17 protein-coding genes are annotated in these 19,475 nt (G+C 63.9%); 5 read left to right on the forward strand and 12 right to left on the reverse strand.

Annotated elements, in window-relative coordinates:
• Window positions 1-47 precede the first annotated feature (47 nt).
• Together A985_RS0120670 and A985_RS0120675 are read left to right on the forward strand one after the other, a co-directional pair.
• Window positions 48-860, forward strand: a complete 813-nt coding sequence (locus tag A985_RS0120670; protein WP_017235279.1) for a MetQ/NlpA family ABC transporter substrate-binding protein — start codon at window positions 48-50, stop codon at window positions 858-860.
• Window positions 861-1,280: 420 nt separating this feature from the next.
• On the forward strand, window positions 1,281-3,173 hold the full coding sequence (locus tag A985_RS0120675; protein WP_017235280.1) for an EAL domain-containing protein: 1,893 nt from the start codon (window positions 1,281-1,283) through the stop codon (window positions 3,171-3,173).
• Window positions 3,174-3,267: 94 nt separating this feature from the next.
• Here A985_RS0120675 and A985_RS0120680 read toward each other — a convergent pair whose 3' ends face one another.
• Window positions 3,268-4,884, reverse strand: coding sequence for an APC family permease (locus A985_RS0120680; protein ID WP_017235281.1), 1,617 nt, complete (start codon window positions 4,882-4,884; stop codon window positions 3,268-3,270).
• A gap of 536 nt (window positions 4,885-5,420) precedes the next feature.
• Window positions 5,421-6,971: a UbiD family decarboxylase gene (locus A985_RS0120685; protein ID WP_017235282.1), complete on the reverse strand. Its 1,551-nt coding sequence runs from the start codon at window positions 6,969-6,971 to the stop codon at window positions 5,421-5,423.
• A 570-nt stretch (window positions 6,972-7,541) separates the two neighbouring features.
• Between A985_RS0120685 and A985_RS26480 the strand changes: the two genes are divergently transcribed.
• On the forward strand, window positions 7,542-8,585 hold the full coding sequence (locus A985_RS26480; RefSeq protein WP_051060320.1) for a lytic transglycosylase domain-containing protein: 1,044 nt from the start codon (window positions 7,542-7,544) through the stop codon (window positions 8,583-8,585).
• Between the two features lie 172 nt (window positions 8,586-8,757).
• Here the strand turns inward: A985_RS26480 and A985_RS0120695 are convergent, their stop codons facing one another.
• The 10 genes from A985_RS0120695 to A985_RS0120740 form a co-directional block, all read right to left on the reverse strand.
• Window positions 8,758-9,963, reverse strand: coding sequence for a pyridoxal phosphate-dependent aminotransferase (locus A985_RS0120695; RefSeq protein WP_017235284.1), 1,206 nt, complete (start codon window positions 9,961-9,963; stop codon window positions 8,758-8,760).
• A 149-nt stretch (window positions 9,964-10,112) separates the two neighbouring features.
• On the reverse strand, window positions 10,113-10,565 hold the full coding sequence (nusB, locus tag A985_RS0120700) for a transcription antitermination factor NusB (protein ID WP_017235285.1): 453 nt from the start codon (window positions 10,563-10,565) through the stop codon (window positions 10,113-10,115).
• Window positions 10,565-11,080 carry a 6,7-dimethyl-8-ribityllumazine synthase gene (gene ribH / locus A985_RS0120705; protein WP_017235286.1) on the reverse strand — a complete coding sequence of 172 codons (516 nt, stop codon included), beginning with the start codon at window positions 11,078-11,080 and terminating at the stop codon, window positions 10,565-10,567. The genes nusB and ribH overlap by 1 nt, the downstream gene beginning before the upstream one ends.
• A gap of 131 nt (window positions 11,081-11,211) precedes the next feature.
• A complete protein-coding gene (gene ribBA / locus A985_RS0120710; protein ID WP_017235287.1) occupies window positions 11,212-12,333 on the reverse strand; it encodes a bifunctional 3,4-dihydroxy-2-butanone-4-phosphate synthase/GTP cyclohydrolase II in 1,122 nt (373 codons plus the stop codon).
• Window positions 12,334-12,585: 252 nt separating this feature from the next.
• Window positions 12,586-13,287, reverse strand: a complete 702-nt coding sequence (locus tag A985_RS0120715) for an ABC transporter ATP-binding protein (RefSeq protein ID WP_017235288.1) — start codon at window positions 13,285-13,287, stop codon at window positions 12,586-12,588.
• Window positions 13,287-14,054, reverse strand: a complete 768-nt coding sequence (gene livG / locus A985_RS0120720; protein ID WP_017235289.1) for a high-affinity branched-chain amino acid ABC transporter ATP-binding protein LivG — start codon at window positions 14,052-14,054, stop codon at window positions 13,287-13,289. The genes A985_RS0120715 and livG overlap by 1 nt, the downstream gene beginning before the upstream one ends.
• On the reverse strand, window positions 14,051-15,325 hold the full coding sequence (locus tag A985_RS0120725; RefSeq protein WP_017235290.1) for a high-affinity branched-chain amino acid ABC transporter permease LivM: 1,275 nt from the start codon (window positions 15,323-15,325) through the stop codon (window positions 14,051-14,053). Before A985_RS0120725 ends, livG begins: the two co-directional genes overlap by 4 nt.
• A gap of 8 nt (window positions 15,326-15,333) precedes the next feature.
• Window positions 15,334-16,257 carry a high-affinity branched-chain amino acid ABC transporter permease LivH gene (livH, locus tag A985_RS0120730; protein ID WP_017235291.1) on the reverse strand — a complete coding sequence of 308 codons (924 nt, stop codon included), beginning with the start codon at window positions 16,255-16,257 and terminating at the stop codon, window positions 15,334-15,336.
• A 103-nt stretch (window positions 16,258-16,360) separates the two neighbouring features.
• The gene (locus tag A985_RS0120735; protein ID WP_017235292.1) at window positions 16,361-17,473 is read right to left on the reverse strand and encodes a branched-chain amino acid ABC transporter substrate-binding protein; all 1,113 of its coding nucleotides are present in this window, start codon (window positions 17,471-17,473) and stop codon (window positions 16,361-16,363) included.
• Between the two features lie 425 nt (window positions 17,474-17,898).
• On the reverse strand, window positions 17,899-18,804 hold the full coding sequence (locus A985_RS0120740) for a LysR substrate-binding domain-containing protein (RefSeq protein ID WP_017235293.1): 906 nt from the start codon (window positions 18,802-18,804) through the stop codon (window positions 17,899-17,901).
• 142 nt (window positions 18,805-18,946) lie between these two features.
• Between A985_RS0120740 and A985_RS0120745 the strand changes: the two genes are divergently transcribed.
• Window positions 18,947-19,159 carry a tautomerase family protein gene (locus tag A985_RS0120745; RefSeq protein ID WP_017235294.1) on the forward strand — a complete coding sequence of 71 codons (213 nt, stop codon included), beginning with the start codon at window positions 18,947-18,949 and terminating at the stop codon, window positions 19,157-19,159.
• On the forward strand, window positions 19,156-19,475 hold a 320-nt coding region (locus tag A985_RS28755; RefSeq protein WP_369751616.1), incomplete at its 3' end, for a 2-keto-4-pentenoate hydratase. The genes A985_RS0120745 and A985_RS28755, both read left to right, overlap by 4 nt.

A 19,475-nucleotide genomic window follows, 5' to 3' on the forward strand; every position in this document is an offset into this window, starting at 1 on the left:
AACAACGTCGCCGGCGCACCGGCACATCACACACACGAGGTTTTTCCATGCAACGTCGCACGCTTTTCAAACTGCTGGCCGGTGTCGGTGCCGCTACGGTTTTCGCCACGCAATTCGCCGCGTCGGCGGTTGCCGCCGATGTCGTCAATCTGAAGATCGGTGTCACGGGCGGCCCGCACGCGCAGATCTTCGATGAAGTGAAGAAGGTCGCGGCCAAAGACGGTCTGAATATCAAGGTCATCGAGTTCAGCGATTATGTGCAACCGAACGCCGCGCTGTCGTCGGGCGACCTGGACGCGAACAGCTACCAGCACCAGCCGTACCTCGACGCCCAGGTGAAGGACCGTGGCTACAAGCTTGAGTCGATCGCCAAGACCGTGATCTTCCCGATGGGCATCTATTCCAAGAAGATCAAGTCGCTGGCCGATCTGAAGGCCGGCGACAAGGTGTCGCTGCCGAACGACCCGACCAACGGCGGCCGTGCCCTGCTGTTGCTGCAGAAGCAGGGCCTGCTCAAGCTGCGTGCCGACGCCGGTCTGAAGGCGACGCCGCTCGACGTGGTCGATAACCCAAAGAAGCTGAAGTTCGTCGAGCTGGACGCCGCACAACTGCCGCGCTCGCTCGACGATGTGGCGGTGGCCGTCATCAACACGAACTTTGCGATGGAAGCCGGTCTGAACCCGAAGCGTGATTCGATTGCCATCGAAGACGCCAACGGCCCGTACGCCAACGTGTTGGTCATTCGCACGGCCGACAAGAACAAGCCCTGGGTGGCCAAGCTGATCAAGGCTTACCATTCGCCGGAAGTGAAGGCCTTCATCGAGAAGAAGTTCGGCGGCTCGGTGGTCACCGCCTGGTAAGTTCGGGAGGGCGCGCCGGTCGGCGGCACCCTCGCGAGGCAACGGCAACGCTTTGCGGCGTTGCCGTTTTTTTTCGTCTCCGCGCCGGAGGAATGCCGGGCGCACGCGATGGATATCCAGGGTGTTCGACGGTGGGGGTTTCGCCGTCTCGGCGTGTGTGGCAAATCCGACACTGTCACAGATTTGTCAAACAACGGCGATAGCCTGAGGGCAAGTAAAAGACGGTGCCTGCGGGCACCGTCAACAGACGCGGATACGGGCCATAGAGCAGCTACCGCAAGCGAAGCACGGGGAACGGGTGAAACGCTTCATCGAAGCGCAGCGCGCCTTCGATGGGTATGGACGCGCCCGGCACATGCCCGCACAACGCAATGCGATTTGCATGATGGCGGCGCACCGCACCGACCTACGGAGTTCCCGTTGAACCTTCCCCCGCCTGTCGCGATACGTCCGCCGGAGCGCTTTGCCGCGCCTGGAACACTGCACGATGCGATATCGACGTCCGTCGCGGCGTCAGTGCCCGATGCGGAACCCGACGAGGCCGCATGGCTCGCCGAGCTGTGCGAGGGTATCGGTCTGACCTGCGTGTTCCAGCCGATTCTCGACTTTCGCACGTCGGGCGTTGCCGGCTACGAGGGGCTGGTGCGGGGGCCCGCCGGCACGGCGATCCATTCGCCGCTGGCGCTGTTCGCCGCCGCGCGTCGCCACGGTCTGCTCGCGCCGCTCGAACTGGCTTGCCGTCGCACGGTGCTGCGTGGCTTCGTCGAGCAGGACCTGCCGGAACGCCTCTTCCTGAACATCGGTCCGGTCACTCGAGCGCACCCGGTCGGCGGCCTGAGCGAATCGCTGGGTCTCGACGAAACGTTTGCCATGCTCCAGCCGCTGCGCCTCGCCCCCGAGCGTGTCGTGCTCGAACTCACGGAGCATGCGCCTGCGCTGGATCTGGCAAGCACGCGCGCTTCGCTCACGGCGTATCGCGCGCTGGGTTTCGAAGTGGCGCTCGACGATATGGGCGAGGGCTATGCGAGCCTGCGGCTGTGGTCCGAGCTGCGGCCCGATTACGTCAAGATTGACCGGCATTTCGTCGACGGCATCGACACCGACACCGTCAAACTCCAGTTCGTGCGGTCGATGCGCCAGATCGCGGAGGCGAGCGGCACGCGGGTCATCGCGGAGGGCATCGAGCACGCCGAGGAATTGCAGGTCGTGCGCGATCTCGGCATCTTCCTCGGTCAGGGGTATTTCATCGCGCGCCCGGAAGCGAAGCCGCAACGGGCGATCACGGCCCACGTGCGGGCGGTTGTCAACGAGCGCCGCGCCTATGTACATCAACAACCGAGTCAACTCGGTGCGGGCAATGTGACGCTGGAGCGAATCGCGTCGTATGTGCAGCCAGTCTCACCGGAGATCCGCAGCGAAGATGTCGTGGCGCGTTTCGAGAGCGATGCGACGCTCGACGTGCTGCCGGTGGTCGAGCATGACCGTGCCGTGGGATTGATCGGACGCGCGTCGCTGATCGGCCGGTTCGCTCGGCCTTTTACGCGTGAACTCTACGGACGCAAGCCTTGCTCGGCCGTGATGGAGCCGCGCCCGCTCACATTCGACAAGAGCGCGCGCATTGAGGATCTGAGCCGCATGATTGCCGAAGGCGCCAGCCGGCAAATCGCGGGCGGTTTGATCGTCACCGATCAAGGGCGATATCTGGGCGTGGCGCAGGGCCACGCGCTGATGCGTCACATCACCGATATGCAGCTCGACGCGGCGCGGTACGCCAACCCGCTCACGCTGCTGCCGGGCAACGTGCCGATCGACGACTACATGGATCGCATGATCGGTGAGCGGCAGTCGTTCTTCGCCTGCTATGTCGATCTCGATAACTTCAAGCCGTTCAACGACGTGTTCGGCTACCGGCGCGGCGACGACCTGATCCAACTGGTCGCGCGCGTGCTCATGGCGGTGCGCAACCCTGAGCGCGACTTCCTTGGTCACATCGGTGGCGACGACTTTCTGGTGGTGTTTCGCAGCCCCGATTGGGAGGCGCGTTGCCGCGAGGCGCTCAGGCGCTTCGGCGAGGCCGTGACGGAATACTTCCATCCGGATCAGATCGCGGCGGGCGGGTTCGAAGCGGAAGATCGTCGCGGCATGATCATCTTTCACCCGATCACGAGCTTGTCGATCGGCGTGGTGGCGGTCACGCCGGAGAGCTTTCCCTCGCACGTGGAAGTCTCGGCCGCGGCCGCCGACGCCAAGAAGATGGCCAAGCGCGCGCTCGGCAACAGCCTGTTCGTCGAGCGTAGGCGCGCCCACCGGTGAGCGTGCCCGGCATGCCGCACATGACGTAAAAAAAGCCCGCCGCAAATGCATTGCAGGCGGGCTTTTCCGTCGGCGCTGCCGATGTTCGGAGCGCTTAGTGCGAGAGCGCGGGCATGCCTTCCATGCTGGCGACGTCTTCTTCACGCTCACCCGCCAGGTACGGCGTACGCCAGCCGGCCTTCACGCCCCAGTGATAGAACGCAAGCGACATGGCGGCCACAATCACCATATCCCAGCCATACGGCAGCAGGCCAAGACCGCCGAACTCCTTGCTGCCGATATACGAGCACAGCGCCATCGCCGGCAGGTAGCCGATCAGCCACCACGATGCCTTGAGGTCACGGCCGAAACCCTGCCACCGATCCTTCGCCTGATAGTAGAAGTAGACGGGCAACGCCACGATCACCAGTACGATGATCTGGCCCGTGAGCGGCCAGCGAGCCCAGTAAAGAATCAGCGACGCGCACACGAAGGCGAACGGTGCGATCAGTGACAGGCCTCGCAGGCGCAGTGGACGGTGCAGCTCGGGGGCCGAGCGACGCAGCGCCATCACGCTGATCGGGCCCGTCAGGTACGAGATCACGGTCGCGACCGAGATCACGGCGGCCAGCGAGTCCCAGCCGCGGAAGAAGAACATGAAGATGAACGAGATCGCCAGGTTAAACCACATCGCCGGGCGCGGCACGCCATACAGCGGATGCACGTGACCGAGGATCGCGGGCAATGTGCGGTTGCGCTCCATCGCGTAGATCATGCGGCTCGTGGTGGCCATATAGGTGGTGCCGGTGCCGCTCGGGCTCAGGAAAGCATCGAAATACAGCACGATGGCCAGCCAGTTCAGGCCGAGTGCGATCGCCAATTCCGCGAACGGCGAGCTGAAGCTCACCATGTGCCAGCCGCCGGCCAGCTGTTCGGGGGAGAGCGCACCGATGTAGGCCACTTGCAGCAGCAGGTAAATGACGGTGGCGAGCAGGATCGAGCCGACCACCGCGAACGGGATGCTGCGCCCCGGGTCGCGTGCTTCGCCCGCGAGGTTCACCGGACTTTGGAAGCCATTGAACGCGAACACGATGCCCGACGTGGCGACGGCGGTGAACACCGCCGACATGCCGTTCGGCGCGAAACCGCCGTGCTCCGCCACGTTGAAGTTGCCCGGGTGGAAGCCCGCGATCATCAGGCCGGCAATGGTCAATGCCGGAATGGCGAACTTGAACAACGTGATGGCCGTGTTGGCGCGCGCGAACAGTTTCACGCCCCAGTAGTTGAGCATGAAGTAGCCGATCACGAGCAGCGCGGAGAGCATGAGGCCGCTCGTGCTGAGCGTGCCGTCGACAAACAGGGCGTGCGTCCAGTCGTACGGCCACGTACTCATATACTGAATCGATGCTTCGGCCTCGATCGGAATAACCGAGACGATGGCAATCCAGTTGGCCCACGCGGCGATGAAGCCGACGAGGCTGCCGTGCGAATAACGCGAGTAGCGGACCATGCCGCCTGACTCGGGGAACATCGCGCCGAGTTCGGCGTAAGTGAGCGCGATGGCCAGGATGACGACGGCGCCGATGAGCCACGCGAAAAGGGCGGCGGGGCCGGCGATCTTGGCGGCCTTCCAGGCACCGAACAACCAGCCGGAGCCGATGATCGAGCCAAGACCGGTCAACATCAGGGCGAAGGGCCCGATGTTACGCATGAGGGGTTGATTGTTATCCATTCGATGTCTTCTCCACGCCCGGGGGGGGCAGGCACCGGTCCCGATGAGGGCGGGCGGTACGCTGCGCGAGGGCGGACAAATTTCCCGCAGGCCGGTCGCCGTCAGCACGGGCCTGACGGTTCGGGGGCGGCGCTGGCGGGGCGCGACTTCTGACTTCTGCTACTGAGTTTCGCGAATATCGAACGATTTCCACGTCGCGGCGTACTTGCGAGCGCGGCTACCCCGAATTGGGGTCGGAGTTCCCATTCGCGAAAAAAAGCGCGATTCTACCCGAGGGAATGGCGTTGTGTGGGACTTTGTGACACTTTCGCGATGGGATCGGGTTCGCCGACATCAGGTCGAAATGCGCGCAAGCCAGTCAGCATGCGGATCTCAGGGGGCGGGAAAGCCCTTATTACAGATTATTAAAGGGTCAGATGAATATCGGACCCGAATGAGGCGCGAATTCGCCACTGGGCACGGCGCGGTGTGATGTCGCTGTCAGATGCCGGGGGAGGGGGTAGGACGCTCGGTGCGCCCCGGCCCCCGGACCGTGCTTACAAGCCGAGATCCGCGTATAGGGTAGCCATACGCGCATCGATGTCGGCGGTCATTTCGATGGGGCGTCCCCATTCGCGCGACGTTTCGCCGGGCCATTTGTTGGTCGCGTCGATCCCCATCTTCGAGCCCAGTCCTGCCGTGGGCGACGCGAAATCGAGATAGTCGATGGGGGTCTGGTCGACGAGCGTCGTATCCCGGGTCGGATCGACGCGCGTGGTGATGGCCCAGATGACTTCCTTCCAATCCCGGATATCGACGTCCTCGTCGACCACGACGATGAACTTCGTATACATGAATTGCCTCAGGAAACTCCAGACGCCGAACATCACGCGCTTGGCATGCCCCGGATACGCCTTCTTCATCTGCACGATGGCCATTCGGTAGCTACAGCCTTCCGGAGGCAGATAGAAATCCGTGATCTCGGGGAATTGCTTCTGCAGCAGCGGCACGAAGACTTCGTTGAGCGCGACGCCGAGCACGGCCGGCTCATCGGGCGGTTTGCCCGTGTAGGTGGAGTGATAGACCGCGTTACGGCGCAGGGTAATGCGCTCAATCGTGAACACCGGGAACCACTCCTGCTCGTTGTAGTAGCCGGTGTGATCGCCGTAGGGGCCTTCGAGCGCATGGGCGTAACCCGCTGTCGCGCCGCGCGACGGCGGCGGCGGTGCGCCATCGGGTGCGCGCGGCAGTGTCGCGGCGGGGTAAATGAAGCCTTCGAGCACGATCTCGGCACGTGCGGGAACGCGCAGCGACTCCAATCCCGGTGTCAAACACTTGGCCAGCTCAGTGCGGCTGCCGCGCAGCAAGCCCGCAAACTGATACTCGGACAGCGAATCGGGCACGGGGGTGACGGCGCCGAGCATCGTCGCCGGATCGGCGCCCAGTGCGACGGCCATCGGAAAAGGCTTGCCGGGGTTCGCCTGTGCGAACTCGCGGAAGTCGAGCGCACCGCCCCGGTGGGCGAGCCAGCGCATGATGACCTGGTTGCGTCCGATGACCTGTTGGCGGTAGATGCCGAGATTCTGGCGTTTGCGATGCGGCCCTTTGGTAATGACCAGGCCCCACGTGATGAGCGGGGCGGCATCGCCGGGCCAACAGGTCTGAATCGGCAGCCGCGCGAGGTCGACATCGTCGCCCTCCCAGACGATCTCCTGACACACCGGGCTGCCGACTTCCTTGGGCGCCATGTCCCAAACGGCCTTGGCCATGCCCAGCAGCTTGCCCGCATCCTTGAGCCCGCGTGGCGGTTCGGGTTCTTTGAGCGTCGAGAGCAGGCGACCGATATCGCGCAACGAACCGAGCGCGTTCTCGCCTTTATCGACGCCCATGCCGAGCGCCACTCGTTCAGGGGTGCCAAACAAGTTGGCCAGCACGGGCATGTCGTAACCGGTCGGCCGCGCAAACCACAGCGCCGGGCCGGCCGCTTTGAGGACGCGGTCGGCGAGCGCCGTCATCTCCAGCACCGGCGATACCGGCACGTCTATGCGACGAAGCTGGCCGGATCGCTCCAGTTGCGCGGTGAAGTCACGAAGATCGACATATTTCATGAAACAAACCGTTACCAAAAATTTTTACGGAATTCATACGGCCGGTGAAAACGGCCGTTTGAATTCCAGGAAAGTCGGAGTGACACCCTTGTAAACGCGGGGTTTAGGCAGGGCATTTTACCGGTCAAGGTGTCCAGACGTCACGGCAAAACAGCTGTTACAAATTACTTTTGGTAATGTTCTGTCGTGATAATAGTATTGACTGTTTATATATGGCTGCTACAATCCGCCCGTTGAATCCAAAAAGGCGGCTTTGAAGACGGGTAGGCCGACCCGCTCAAGCTTAGCGACAACTACAACATTGACGTGGATTTTCAGTCGCTGGTTTTCTCACCGAGGTCGGGAAACCAGTGTTTTAGGAAGCAGCGCGGGCAATAGCTCGTCAGCGCCAGAGACCTGAACAGGTCGGCGTGCTGCGGCGGTAGTGGCATCGTCCAAGACACACACGATGCCCCGCCTTGTTCCCTATGCCGTAAATGAGCGTTACACGGGATGCCTGGCGGGCATCGCGGCTCATTTCCATACGCCCCGGGGCCACCCCGTGGTGACGGCGTAACCGGAGTACGTAGTATGAAGAAGTCTGGTTTATCACCCTGGCTACTGGCCGTGATTCGTGCGCTCGGCGCGCGAGGTACGGCAACGGTAGCCTTGGCTCGTCGCGATTGGCGTCGCCTCGCATGGCACGGCGGTCGTGTTGGACTCTATACGTCCAGCGCGGTGGGCCTGGTTGCCGTGGTCGGCACGCTGGCGCTGTGGGCGCAGCCGACGTGGCGCGCCGATCTGGCGTCGCAAGTCGGTCCGCTGCTCGAGGCCGCCACGGGATCCGCCCATGCGGCCGATCCGGGCGGCAACGGCGCTGTGGTCGCTGAGCGCTCGCCGTCGGACGCGTCGATGATGGCGCAAGCGGCGCAGCACGTGCCGTCGGCCGCCGTGCTCGCGGCCTATATTCCGAATCAGCGTGTGGCCGCCGATGCGCGCGCCACCAAGCCGCTGGACTCGCGCGAGCAAATCGCCGTCGCCGACTATCTGGCACGTCGCTATCGCGTGGCCGGAGACGTCACGGGCAACCTCGTGCGCGCGGCGTACTCGACCGGCAAGGAAGTCGGCCTCGATCCGCTGCTGCTGCTGGCTGTGATGGCCATCGAGTCGGGCTTCAACCCGTACGCCGAAAGTACCGTGGGTGCGCAGGGCCTCATGCAGGTGATGTCGAAGGTGCATCGTGACAAGCTTGAGTACTTCGGCGGTCCCGAGGCGGCCCTGCACCCCATTGCCAACATCAAGGTGGGTGCGCTGATCCTGAAGGAATGTATCGCCAGCGGCGGCTCGCTCGCTGGTGGTCTGCGCCGCTATGTGGGGTCGACCAGCGCAGGCGACGGTGGATACGGTGCCAAGGTACTCGCCGAGCGCGATCGACTGCGTAGCGTTGCCATGGGACACAAGGTCTCGCCGAACGCGCCGCAAGCGCCGGTTATCGTCAGCTCGGCCAAGCCTGTGGCGAAACCGGTCTCGGCTGGCAAGTCGGGCGAACCGACGGATTCGGTGGCGACGCCGGCGGCCTCGGTGGGCAAGGCGGCCGCCAAGTCGCTCGAAGCGGACGACAGCACCGCCGCCTGATCGGCCATCGGCGGCGTGGTGTGCCTGGGCCGGTGCATCGTTTTTCCCGTCGAGCCGTCGGCACGCGACGGTTCTCTATAGAGAGCGCCATCGCGGCCCAAGAAAAAACCCATCGAAGTGATTCGATGGGTTTTTTTGTTTCTGCGTCCCGAATACGGGGCTGGCCGGCGACTCAGCCGGCAGCGAACACCCGTTCGATGCGGTCCATCGCCTCGTGCAATTGATCGAGCGACGTGGCATATGACAATCGGATGTAGCGGCGCGGCTCGGAAAAACCAAAATCGAGTCCCGGCACGAGCACGACGTCGGCTTGTTGCAAGAGAGACTGCGTGAGGCGGTCGCTGTCGGCGGCGTCCGGATGCGATACGCCGGTGCAGTCCGCGTAGACGTAAAACGCGCCGTCAGGCATCACGGGCACCTGGAAGCCAAGGCGCTCGAGCGCCGGCACGATGTAGTCGCGTCGCTCACGGAAGGCATTCTTGCGCGCCTCGAAGATCGCCATCGTTTCCGGTTGGAAGCAGGCCGTCGCCGCGTGTTGCGCCACGGCGGAGGGGCAGATGAACAGATTCTGCGCGAGCTTCTCGAACGTCGACACCATCGACGGCGGCACGACCAGCCAACCAAGGCGCCAGCCTGTCATATTGAAGTACTTCGAGAAGCTGCTCACGACCAGGACGTCGTCGCCGAAGGTCAGCGCCGTGGTGGGCTGGCTGTCGTAGGACAGGCCCTGATAGATCTCGTCGACAAGCGTGAAGCCGCCGCGCGCGCGCACGGCTTTGACGATGCGGGCCAATTCCGCCGTCTCGATGGACGTGCCCGTTGGATTCGACGGCGAGGCGAGGAGCACCCCTTTCGTCGCCGCGCCCCAATGGGATTCGATGCGCTCGGCCGTCAACTGGAAGCGCTCCGCGGGGCCCGAGGGGATCAACACGGGTTTTCCGTCGAACGTGGAGACGAAATGGCGGTTGCACGGATAGCAGGGATCCGGCATGAGCACTTCGTCGCCCACGCCGACCAGCGCGGCACACGCCAACACGAGGGCGGCCGATGCACCGGCCGTCACGACGATACGCGACGGTTCGACCTCCACGCCGTAAAAGCTACGGTAATAACCGGCGATGGCCTCCCGCAGGGCGGGGATGCCCATCGCCCCCGTGTATTGGGTTCGCCCGTCGCGCATAGCCTTCACCGCCGCCTCGATCACTGCCTCGGGCGCCGTGAAGTCCGGCTCGCCGATGCCCATGTGAATGACGCGATGCCCCGCCTTTTCGCGCAGCGCAGCCTGCTTGGCCAGCTCCATGACGTGAAACGGGGCGATGTCGTCGACACGTTGCGCCAGCTTCAGTGCGGCGGGGGCGAGGTCGGGCGTTCGATCCATGATGTCGGGGGGGGAGACAGGAAGGAGAAGGTGGGGGACTTGTGCGGGGCGAACGCTACGGGGCGATTGCCCCGTTCGGCGTGCACGCGACGCGGGAGGAATCGTCAGGCCGGCCGGCCTGCGATACCTTGCGCAGCCCTCGCGTAGGGCTATGCGCTTTTGCCGCGGCCGCCATTGCGATTCGCGGCGACTTCGTCTGGCCGCACTTCCGCGGCCAACTTGTCGAGGACGCCATTCACGTAGCGAAAGCCTTCGACACCGCCAAAGGTCTTGGCGAGTTCGACCGCCTCGTTGATGACCACGCGGTACGGAATGTCCAGGTGGTGAATCAGTTCGTAGGCACCAATGACCAGCACGCCATGCTCGACCGGCGACAGTTCGGCGGCCGGGCGGTCGAGGTAGGGCTGGAGTTGCTGCGACAAGGCGTCCGCCTCACGGATGCTGCCGTGCAACAGGGCATCCAGGTGCGTGCGGTCGGCCTTGTCGTAGCCGGGGGTGGTGCGCAGGTGCGCATCGATCTCACCCGCGTGGTCGCGCGAGAGCAGCCATTGATACAACCCTTGCAACGCAAATTCGCGCGCGCGGCGGCGAGCACTCTTCATTACCGATTTTCCTCTTCTTCGTCTTCGTCTTCGTCCAATCCGTCGTCGCCACCGAGCATGTCGATCGCTTCGAGCAGATTGGCCATTTCCACCGCCACGCGGGCGGCGTCGCGGCCCTTTTCGGCGGCGCGCGCTTCGGCCTGTTCGTCGTTCTCGGTCGTGAGCACCGCATTGGCGATGGGAATGCCGAAGTCGAGACCAATACGCGAAATGCCGGCACCGCTCTCGTTCGAGACCAGTTCGAAGTGATATGTCTCGCCGCGAATGACTGCGCCGAGCGCGATCAGCGCGTCGAACTGGCCGCATTCGGCCATCTTCTGCAATGCCAGCGGAATTTCCAATGCGCCGGGCACCGTGACGAGCAGCACGTCGTCGCCATCGACGCCGAGGCGGTCGAGTTCGGCCACGGCAGCGGCGCGAAGTGCCGTGCAAACGGCGTCGTTGAATCGTGCTTGCACAATGCCTATGCGCAGGCCTTCACCGTCGAGTTCGGGCTGATATTGTCCGATGTCCATAATGGGCTTCCTCTAAAAAAGTACCGTCCAGGCGGTGCGGCCAACGTTGTGCCGGCATGCCCGAGACAGGCATGGCTCGGCAAGGTGATGCCCCGCTGCCACTGGCGGGCGGGCCATCGATACAAGACTATTCAGGCGCCCGGTGCGCCGGGCATCGGCTGGAAGCCGGTGACCTCCAGGCCATAACCTGCCATGTTGGGGATTTTGCGCGGGCTCGAGAGCACCCGCATTTTACCGACGCCCAGCTCGCGCAAGATTTGCGCGCCAACGCCGTGCGTGCGGAAGTCCACAGGGCGGCGCTTGGCGCGCGCCGCCTGCTCGGTTTCGTCGAGCGCTTCGAACTGATTGAACAGATGCTCGGGCGTCTCCACGCAGTTCAGCAGCACGACAACCCCTTTGTCCGCCTCGGCAATCGCTTGCATCGCGCCCGCGAGGGTCCAGGAGTGGGTCGACACGCCGGTCTCGAGCAGATCGAGCACCGAGAGCGGTTCGTGCACGCGCACGAGCGTTTCGTCGGCTGGGTTCGGAACCCCGCGCACCAGCGCGAGGTGCGGATTGCCGCTCGGCTTGTCGCGGTAAAGCGTGGCCTGGAACGGGCCCCAGGCCGTTTGCATTTCGCGCGTGGCGACCGTCTCGATCATCGATTCGGTGCGGCTGCGGTAGTGGATCAGATCGACGATCGTACCGATCTTGATGTTGTGCTGCTCGGCGAACTCCAGCAACTGCGGCAGGCGTGCCATCGTGCCGTCGTCGTTCATGATTTCGCAGATGACGGCGGCGGGCGTGAGGCCGGCCATGGCCGTCAGGTCGCAACCGGCTTCGGTGTGACCGGCGCGCACCAACACGCCGCCGGGCTGCGCCATGATCGGGAACACATGACCCGGCTGGACGATGTCCTCCGGACGCGCGTCGCGGCCAATGGCCGTCTGCACCGTGTGGGCGCGATCCGCTGCCGAGATGCCCGTGGTGACGCCTTCGGCCGCTTCGATCGACAGCGTGAACGCGGTGCCGTACTGGGTCCCGTTGCGGTAGGTCATCAGCGGCAGGTTGAGCTGCTTGCAACGCGCCTGCGTGAGCGTGAGGCAAATCAGGCCGCGGCCGTATTTGGCCATGAAGTTGATGGCTTCAGGCGTCGCGAACTCGGCCGCCATGACCAGGTCGCCTTCGTTTTCGCGGTCTTCCTCGTCGACGAGGACAACCATGCGGCCGGCCTTCAGCTCGGCAATGATTTCTTCTGTAGTGGCCAACGGCATAGCGGACAACGCGGGGCGGAATTTGGAAAGGCTCTATTCTACGCCAAGCGGGTGTCCGTCTGCGTCCGAATCTCGCAAGTGCGCGAATCCGGATCGGGTGGGGCCAGTGAACCGCGTGACGTGCCAATCCGGGCGACGTGTGGGCCGCGGGTGCGCCTTGCCGCATGAGAACATGAGGACGCCACCGAAGGGTGCGTCCCCATGTCTCATTTTGACGCCGAACGTCCGTGCGCTGGGCCGCGGCGCGCTACGTCACGCGCCGAGATACGCGCGTTTGATGTCGTCGTTCGCGAGCAGGTTCTCGGCCGAGTCGGCGAGCACGACGCGACCGGTCTCGAGCACATAGCCGCGATCGGCCACGTTCAACGCCTTGTTCGCGTTTTGCTCCACCAGAAACACGGTGACGCCTTCTTCGCGAATCGCGCGAATGATGTCGAAGATCTGCGCGATCACGAGCGGTGCCAGGCCGAGCGTCGGTTCGTCGAGCAACAGCAGGCGCGGACGGCTCATCAGCGCCCGCCCGATGGCCAGCATCTGCTGTTCGCCGCCCGACATCGTGCCCGCGCGCTGCTTGCCGCGCTGCGCGAGCCGCGGGAACAGTTTGAACACGTGGTCCATCCCGGCGTCGATCTGATCCTTGGAGGCGAAAAAGCCGCCCATCTTCAGGTTCTCGATGACCGTCAGACTCGGAAATACCCGGCGGCCTTCCGGTGAAATCGCCAGCCCCATGCGCATGATGTCGTGCGTGGCGCATCCCGTGATGTCGCGATCTTCGAACATGACACGTCCGCTCGATGCGCGCGGCGTGCCGCACACGGTCATCATCAACGTCGTCTTGCCCGCGCCGTTACTGCCGATGAGCGTGACGATCTCGCCCTTGTTCACTTCGATCGACACGCCCGAGAGCGCCTCGACAGCCCCGTAATGGGTATGGATTTGTTCCAGCTTGAGCATTATTCCTCCCCGAGGTAGGCCTTGATGACGCGCGGGTCGCGCCGCACCTCGTCGGGCTTGCCGGTCATGATCGGCTTGCCGTGTTCCATCACGAGAATCCGGTCCGACACGCCCATGACGAGGCTCATGTCGTGCTCGATCAGCAGCACTGAAATGCCGAACTCGTGACGCAGGTTGTCGACGAGTTGCTGCAACTCGACCTTCTCTTGCGGATTGAGGCCGGCGGCCGGTTCGTCGAGCATGAGCAGACGCGGTTCCGTGATCATGCAGCGTGCAATTTCGAGACGTCGCTGGTGTCCGTACGACAGCGTGCCGGCCTCGCGGTTGGCGACGGCCGTCAGGCCCAACCGGTCGAGCCACGCCTTGGCGCGCTCGAGCGCCGCGCGTTCGGCGCGACGGAACGCGTTCGTCGAGAACAGCCCTTGCAGAAAGCCGCTATGCACGCGCATGTGCTGTGCAACGAGCAGGTTCTCCACCACCGTCAACTGGCGGAACAGGCGGATGTTCTGGAACGTGCGTACGAGGCCACGTCGCGCCACGCTATGGCTCGGCAGGCCGGTGATGTTGTCGCCGTCGAGCGTGATCGAGCCGCCCGTGGGGCGATAGAAGCCGCCAACGCAATTGAAGACGGTCGTCTTGCCGGCGCCGTTCGGGCCGATGATGGCGAAGACTTCGTGCGGGCGGACGTCGAAATCGACGCCATCGACGGCCAGCAGACCGCCGAAGCGCATCTGCAGGCCGGAGAGTTTCAACAGTGCTGCACTCATTGCGGCAACTCCACGTGCGGGCGGGTGGCGGGCAACAGGCCCTGCGGACGCCACATCATCATCAGTACCATCACCAGGCCGAAAATCAGCATGCGGTATTCGGCAAAGTCGCGCGCGACTTCCGGCAGGACGGTCAGCAGAATCGCCGCGAGAATCACGCCGATTTGCGAGCCCATGCCACCGAGCACGACCACGGCGAGGATCAGCGCCGATTCGATGAATGTGAACGATTCGGGCGTGACCAGCCCCTGACGTGCGGCAAAGAATGCACCGGCGAGCCCGGCGAACGATGCCCCGAGTGTGAACGCGGAGAGCTTGATGCGCGTGGGGTTCAGGCCGAGCGAGCGGCACGCGATTTCATCTTCGCGCAACGCTTCCCAGGCGCGGCCAATCGGCATGCGGATCAGGCGGCTAGTGACAAACAGCGTGAAGCCCACTAACGCAAACGCCAGCAGGTAGAGGTAGATCACCATGTGCGAGCCGTCGTACGGCAAGCCGATCAGTTCGTGGAACGTCTTCACGCCATCGACACTCGATGATCGCGCCATCTCGATGCCGAAGACACTGGGCTTCGGAATGCCCGAGACGCCGTCCGGTCCACCGGTCAGGCTCGTCAGGTTGTTCAGCAGCAGGCGGATGATTTCCCCGAAGCCGAGCGTCACGATGGCCAGATAGTCACCCCGCAGGCGCAGCACCGGGAAGCCGAGCAGGAACCCGAAGGTGGCGGACATGAGTGCGGCAATCGGCAGGCATTCCCAAAAGGTCAGGCCGAAGTACTGGTTGAGCAGGGCATATGTATAGCCGCCGACCGCGTAGAAGCCGACGTAGCCCAGATCGAGCAGACCGGCGAATCCCACGACGATGTTCAGGCCCAGGCCGAGCACGCAGTAGATGAGGGCCAGCGTCGCCACATCCACCGCGCCGCGCGAGCCGACGAACGGCCACGCGAGCCCGATGGCGAGCAGCACCCACATGGCGCTCAGTTGCTGACGGCGTCCCAGGGTGGGGATGGCCGGCAGCGTGATGGCACGCGTCGAGCGCAGCAGGAACGGCTTGAGCATCTGGAACACGAAGACGACGGCCGCGGCGATCCAGACCGGACGCCAGTGCTGCTCGATCACGACGCGGTAGCCGTCGAGCTTCAGTTGCAGGCCGAGGATGGGGGCGGTGAGCACGATCGTCACGAGTGCGGAGATGACCGCACCCTTGAGGGTGTCGCCGGCCGGTGCGCGTTGGGCGGCGCCGGACTTGAGCGTGAGGGGTTGTGTCATGGTCGACCTCAGACTTTCTCGACGTCGGGCTTGCCCAGCAGGCCGGTGGGGCGGAACAGCAGCACCAGCACCAGCAGGCAGAACGCCACGATGTCCTTGTACTCGGAAGGCATGTAGCCGGAGGCGAGCGTTTCCGCCAGCCCCAGCAGTACACCGCCCAGCATGGCGCCGGGAACGCTGCCGATGCCGCCCAGTACCGCCGCCGTGAAGGCCTTGATACCGGCGATGAAGCCGATGTACGGATTGAGCTTGCCGATGGTCAGGCCGATCAGCACGCCGCCGACGGCCGCGAGCATGGCGCCGAGCACGAAGGTGAACGAGATCACGCGGTTCGTATCGATGCCGAGCAGGTTGGCCATGCGCATGTCCTCGGCGCAGGCACGGCAGGCGCGGCCCATGCGCGAGTTGGCGATGAACAGCGTGAGCAGAATCATCAGCGCGACGGTCACGCCTACGATCAGCATGCGCGCGTAGGGAATGGTCACCGTGAAGTCACCCATCGGGATATCGATGGCGCCGGAGATCAGCATCGGCACGGACACGTCGCGCGCTCCCTGGCCGATCTGCACGTAGTTTTGCAGGAAGATGGACATGCCGATGGCGGAGATCAGCGGTCCGAGACGCGGGCCGCCGCGCAGCGGGCGATACGCCACCCGCTCGATCGCAAAGCCATACAGGCCGGTGATCAGCACCGAGACCAGCAGCGCCGCGCCCAAAACGAGCGGCAACGGGTAACCCGCTGCGGTGCCGATGGCCGTCAGTGTGACGAGACCGACGTAGGCGCCGATCATGTAGATCTCGCCGTGGGCAAAGTTGATCATGCCGATGATGCCGTAGACCATCGTGTAGCCGATGGCAATCAACGCGTAAATCGCGCCCAGCGTCAGGCCGTTGACCAGTTGCTGGGCAAACTGCGGGAAAAATTCGTTCATGCGGGAAGCCTCGCGACGAGCGGTGGCCGAGCGCGAATGCACGCCGCCCGCCGGGAACGGCGGGCGGCTGGGGGGATTCGCTGGCCGGTAAAGCGTCAGGAAATCAGTTGGCGGCGGTCTTGGTGGCGTCTTTGTGCCAGGTGTAGACCACGAACTTGAACGACTTCAGATCGCCTGCCGCGTCATACGCCACCTTGCCGATCGGCGTGTCGAACGTGTTCGCGTGCAGGTACTTGGCCACCTTCTCCGAGTCGGTGCTCTTCGCGCCGGCAATGCTCTTGGCGATCAGTTGCACCGCCGTGTAGGCCGGCATCTGGAACGGACCGTTCGGATCGCGCTTGGCGCTCGCGAAGGCCTTCACCAGCTTGGCGTTGGCCGGGTCGGCCGCGAAGTCGGCGGGCAGCGTCACGAGCATGCCTTCCGAGGCCGGGCCGGCGATCGCCGTCACGTCCTTGTTGCCCACGCCTTCCGGACCCATGAACGTGGCCTTCACACCTTGTTCGCGTGCCTGGCGCAGCAGCAGCCCCATTTCCGGGTGATAGCCGCCGAAGTACACGAAGTCCACGCCCTGTGCCTTGAGCTTGGTGATGACGGCCGAGTAGTCGGAGTCGCCGGCGTTGATGCCTTCGAACAGCACAACCGGGATCTTGGCGGCGTCGAGGTCCTTCTTCACCGACGTGGCGATACCCTGGCCGTACGACTGCTTGTCGTGCAGCACGGCCACCTTCTTCGGCTTGACCTTGTTGATGATGTACTGCGCGGCCGCCGGACCTTGCTGGTCGTCACGGCCGATGGTGCGGAAGATGAAGTGACGCTTCTTGCCTTCGGTCAGTTGCGGTGCAGTCGCCGACGGCGTAATCATCACCACGCCTTCGTTCTCATAGATGTCCGATGCCGGGATCGTCGAGCCCGAGCACACGTGACCGATCACGTACTTGATCTTCTGGCTGACGATCTTGTTGGCGACGGCGACGGCCTGCTTCGGCTCGCACGCGTCGTCCATCATCACGGCTTCCAGCTTGTTGCCGTTCGCCCCGCCTGCCGCATTGATTTCGTCGATGGCGGTCAGCGCACCCGCCTTCACCATGTCGCCATATTGGGCGACCGAGCCGCTGAACGGGCCGGCGATGGCGATCTTGACGGTCTCGGCGTTGGCGCCCGTGCCGAGAACGGCAAGCGCAGCGGCGACGAACAGGGATTTGTGACGGAACTGCATCGTGGACATCTCCTTGATTTGTATTTTTTGAGCACCCGGTCGTGCGGTGCGCTTGATCGACGGCGGAACCCGGTCGGTATTGGCTCACTCCTGCCGCAGGCGACAGAAACGATGCGCCATAGTAGCGTAATCCGCCGTTAAATTGGAATAGCTATCCAGAGATGCCGTAAAACCCGCATGAATAAAGCGTTTCAAGACGGCGGAAAAAAAGAAATAAGAGTCGTCACAACGATGATGCGTAGTACTACGCAGATTGAAATCTAAAAAAATCGGCGATGAATCGACAAATCGAGGGGCGAGTCGGCGGCAAGGGAGAAGACGGGATGGATTGTCGAACAGGACATTTTGGATACAATCCGCCATTCATTGATATCCAATTCAGGCGGTTTGCATCCGATCTCGGAAGCGCCGGATCGATCGACGCGCTACATCGCCAAGGTGTGACGCCGATTGCGCGAGCGCCGGATGAGCGCGAGAAAGGCGTTGAGAATCGGGGAATCGTCGTCGCGCCGGTACATGCAGTTCAGTTCGATGGCGCGCAGATGTCGTGATTTCAGCGGTCGGTACACCACGCCGGGTAGCCGCAGGTTCGCCGCCGACTCCGTCGTCACGCAAACGCCGAAGCGGCTCGCGACGAGCGCGATCGACGTCACGACATCCTCCACTTCCTGCTCCACGCGCAACGTCACGCCCTCGGCCCGAAACGCGGCGGCGACTTCCTCTGCGAGTCCCGGCACCGGGGCGTTCGGATACAGGATCATTCGCTCGTTATCGAGATCCGCCAGGGTCAGCAACGCGCGCTCGCATAGCGGATGACCTTCGTAGAGCGCGACGAGAAACGGCTCGCGATGAATCCAGTCGACGACGAGATCCGGCTCGTCCGGAATCAGCCGATTGAAGCCAATGGCGATGCGCCGCTCGCGCAGCGCCGCGATCTGGTCGGTCTTCGACAGGTTGTGCAGGCCGATCTTCACTTCGGGGCGCTCGGTATGAAAGCTCGCCAGCAAGCGCGGAATCGCGTTGAGAATGCCCGAGCTGAAGATGCCGACGTCGAGCCGTCCGATATAGCCTTCGCCGGCGAGGCGCGTCTGCTCCTCGGCGCGGCGTGCGAGCGCCAGGATGTTCGGCACTTCGGCAAGCAGCGTCTGCCCCGCGGCGGTCAGCGTGGCGCCCTTGGGGGTACGCACGAATAGCGGTGTGCCCAGCTGGGCTTCGAGCGCGTGAATGTGGCGGGTGAGCGGTGGCTGCGCCATGTTCAGCCGCTGTGCCGCCCGCCCGAAATGGCCTTCCTGCGCGACGGCAAGAAAGTAGCGCATTTGCTTGATGTCCATGGACGGCTCCGTTCCGGCGGGATAACGTGATACCGAAATAGTATCGGAATCTGGAAAATAGGTATTGGACGGTATCTCTCGGCGCGCGCATGATGGCTTCCTCCGAAAGCTTTCTTTTCGGCATTTTCAGGGGGACAGCCTCATGCCAATCGTACAAATCCATTTGGTGGAAGGTCGCGACGACGCCACCGTGAAGGCCTGCGTCAAGGCCGTGGCACGCACCGTCCACGAGACACTCGGCGCACCGCTCGAATCGATCCGCGTGTATGCGACGCAAGTACCGGCCGCGCACTGGGCGGTGGGCGAGCACACCAAGGATGAGCCGGCGGCGCCGGCCAGGGCGGACGCCCGATGAGCGCGACCTCGCCGCGCGACGCCGCCACACAGGCGCGCCTGCAGCAGGCGGCCGACGCACTGCACGACGCCGGGCGCTCGCACCGCTTCATCGCCCCGCTGCGCGACACGTACGCGCCGCTCACCATCGATGACGCCTACGCCATTCAGCGTATCAACACCGAGCGGCATCTGGCGGCCGGGCGCCGCGTCGTCGGCTGCAAGATCGGCTTGACGTCGGTCGCCGTGCAGAAGCAGCTTGGCGTCGATCAGCCCGATTTCGGCTTGCTGTTCGACGACATGGGCTATGGCGACGGCGAGCCGATTCCCGCCTCGAT

Source organism: Pandoraea sp. B-6 (assembly GCF_000282835.1).
In the GTDB taxonomy this organism is placed as follows: Bacteria; Pseudomonadota; Gammaproteobacteria; order Burkholderiales; family Burkholderiaceae; genus Pandoraea; species Pandoraea cepalis.

Coding starts and splice junctions, on each gene's coding strand:
- A985_RS0120670 (WP_017235279.1), top strand. CDS start 48: ATGCAACGTCGCACGCTTTTCAAACTGCTGGCCGGTGTCGGTGCCGCT.
- A985_RS0120680 (WP_017235281.1), bottom strand. CDS start 4,884: ATGGATAACAATCAACCCCTCATGCGTAACATCGGGCCCTTCGCCCTG.
- A985_RS0120685 (WP_017235282.1), bottom strand. CDS start 6,971: ATGAAATATGTCGATCTTCGTGACTTCACCGCGCAACTGGAGCGATCC.
- A985_RS26480 (WP_051060320.1), top strand. CDS start 7,542: ATGAAGAAGTCTGGTTTATCACCCTGGCTACTGGCCGTGATTCGTGCG.
- A985_RS0120695 (WP_017235284.1), bottom strand. CDS start 9,963: ATGGATCGAACGCCCGACCTCGCCCCCGCCGCACTGAAGCTGGCGCAA.
- nusB (WP_017235285.1), bottom strand. CDS start 10,565: ATGAAGAGTGCTCGCCGCCGCGCGCGCGAATTTGCGTTGCAAGGGTTG.
- ribH (WP_017235286.1), bottom strand. CDS start 11,080: ATGGACATCGGACAATATCAGCCCGAACTCGACGGTGAAGGCCTGCGC.
- ribBA (WP_017235287.1), bottom strand. CDS start 12,333: ATGCCGTTGGCCACTACAGAAGAAATCATTGCCGAGCTGAAGGCCGGC.
- A985_RS0120715 (WP_017235288.1), bottom strand. CDS start 13,287: ATGCTCAAGCTGGAACAAATCCATACCCATTACGGGGCTGTCGAGGCG.
- livG (WP_017235289.1), bottom strand. CDS start 14,054: ATGAGTGCAGCACTGTTGAAACTCTCCGGCCTGCAGATGCGCTTCGGC.
- A985_RS0120725 (WP_017235290.1), bottom strand. CDS start 15,325: ATGACACAACCCCTCACGCTCAAGTCCGGCGCCGCCCAACGCGCACCG.
- livH (WP_017235291.1), bottom strand. CDS start 16,257: ATGAACGAATTTTTCCCGCAGTTTGCCCAGCAACTGGTCAACGGCCTG.
- A985_RS0120735 (WP_017235292.1), bottom strand. CDS start 17,473: ATGCAGTTCCGTCACAAATCCCTGTTCGTCGCCGCTGCGCTTGCCGTT.
- A985_RS0120740 (WP_017235293.1), bottom strand. CDS start 18,804: ATGGACATCAAGCAAATGCGCTACTTTCTTGCCGTCGCGCAGGAAGGC.
- A985_RS0120745 (WP_017235294.1), top strand. CDS start 18,947: ATGCCAATCGTACAAATCCATTTGGTGGAAGGTCGCGACGACGCCACC.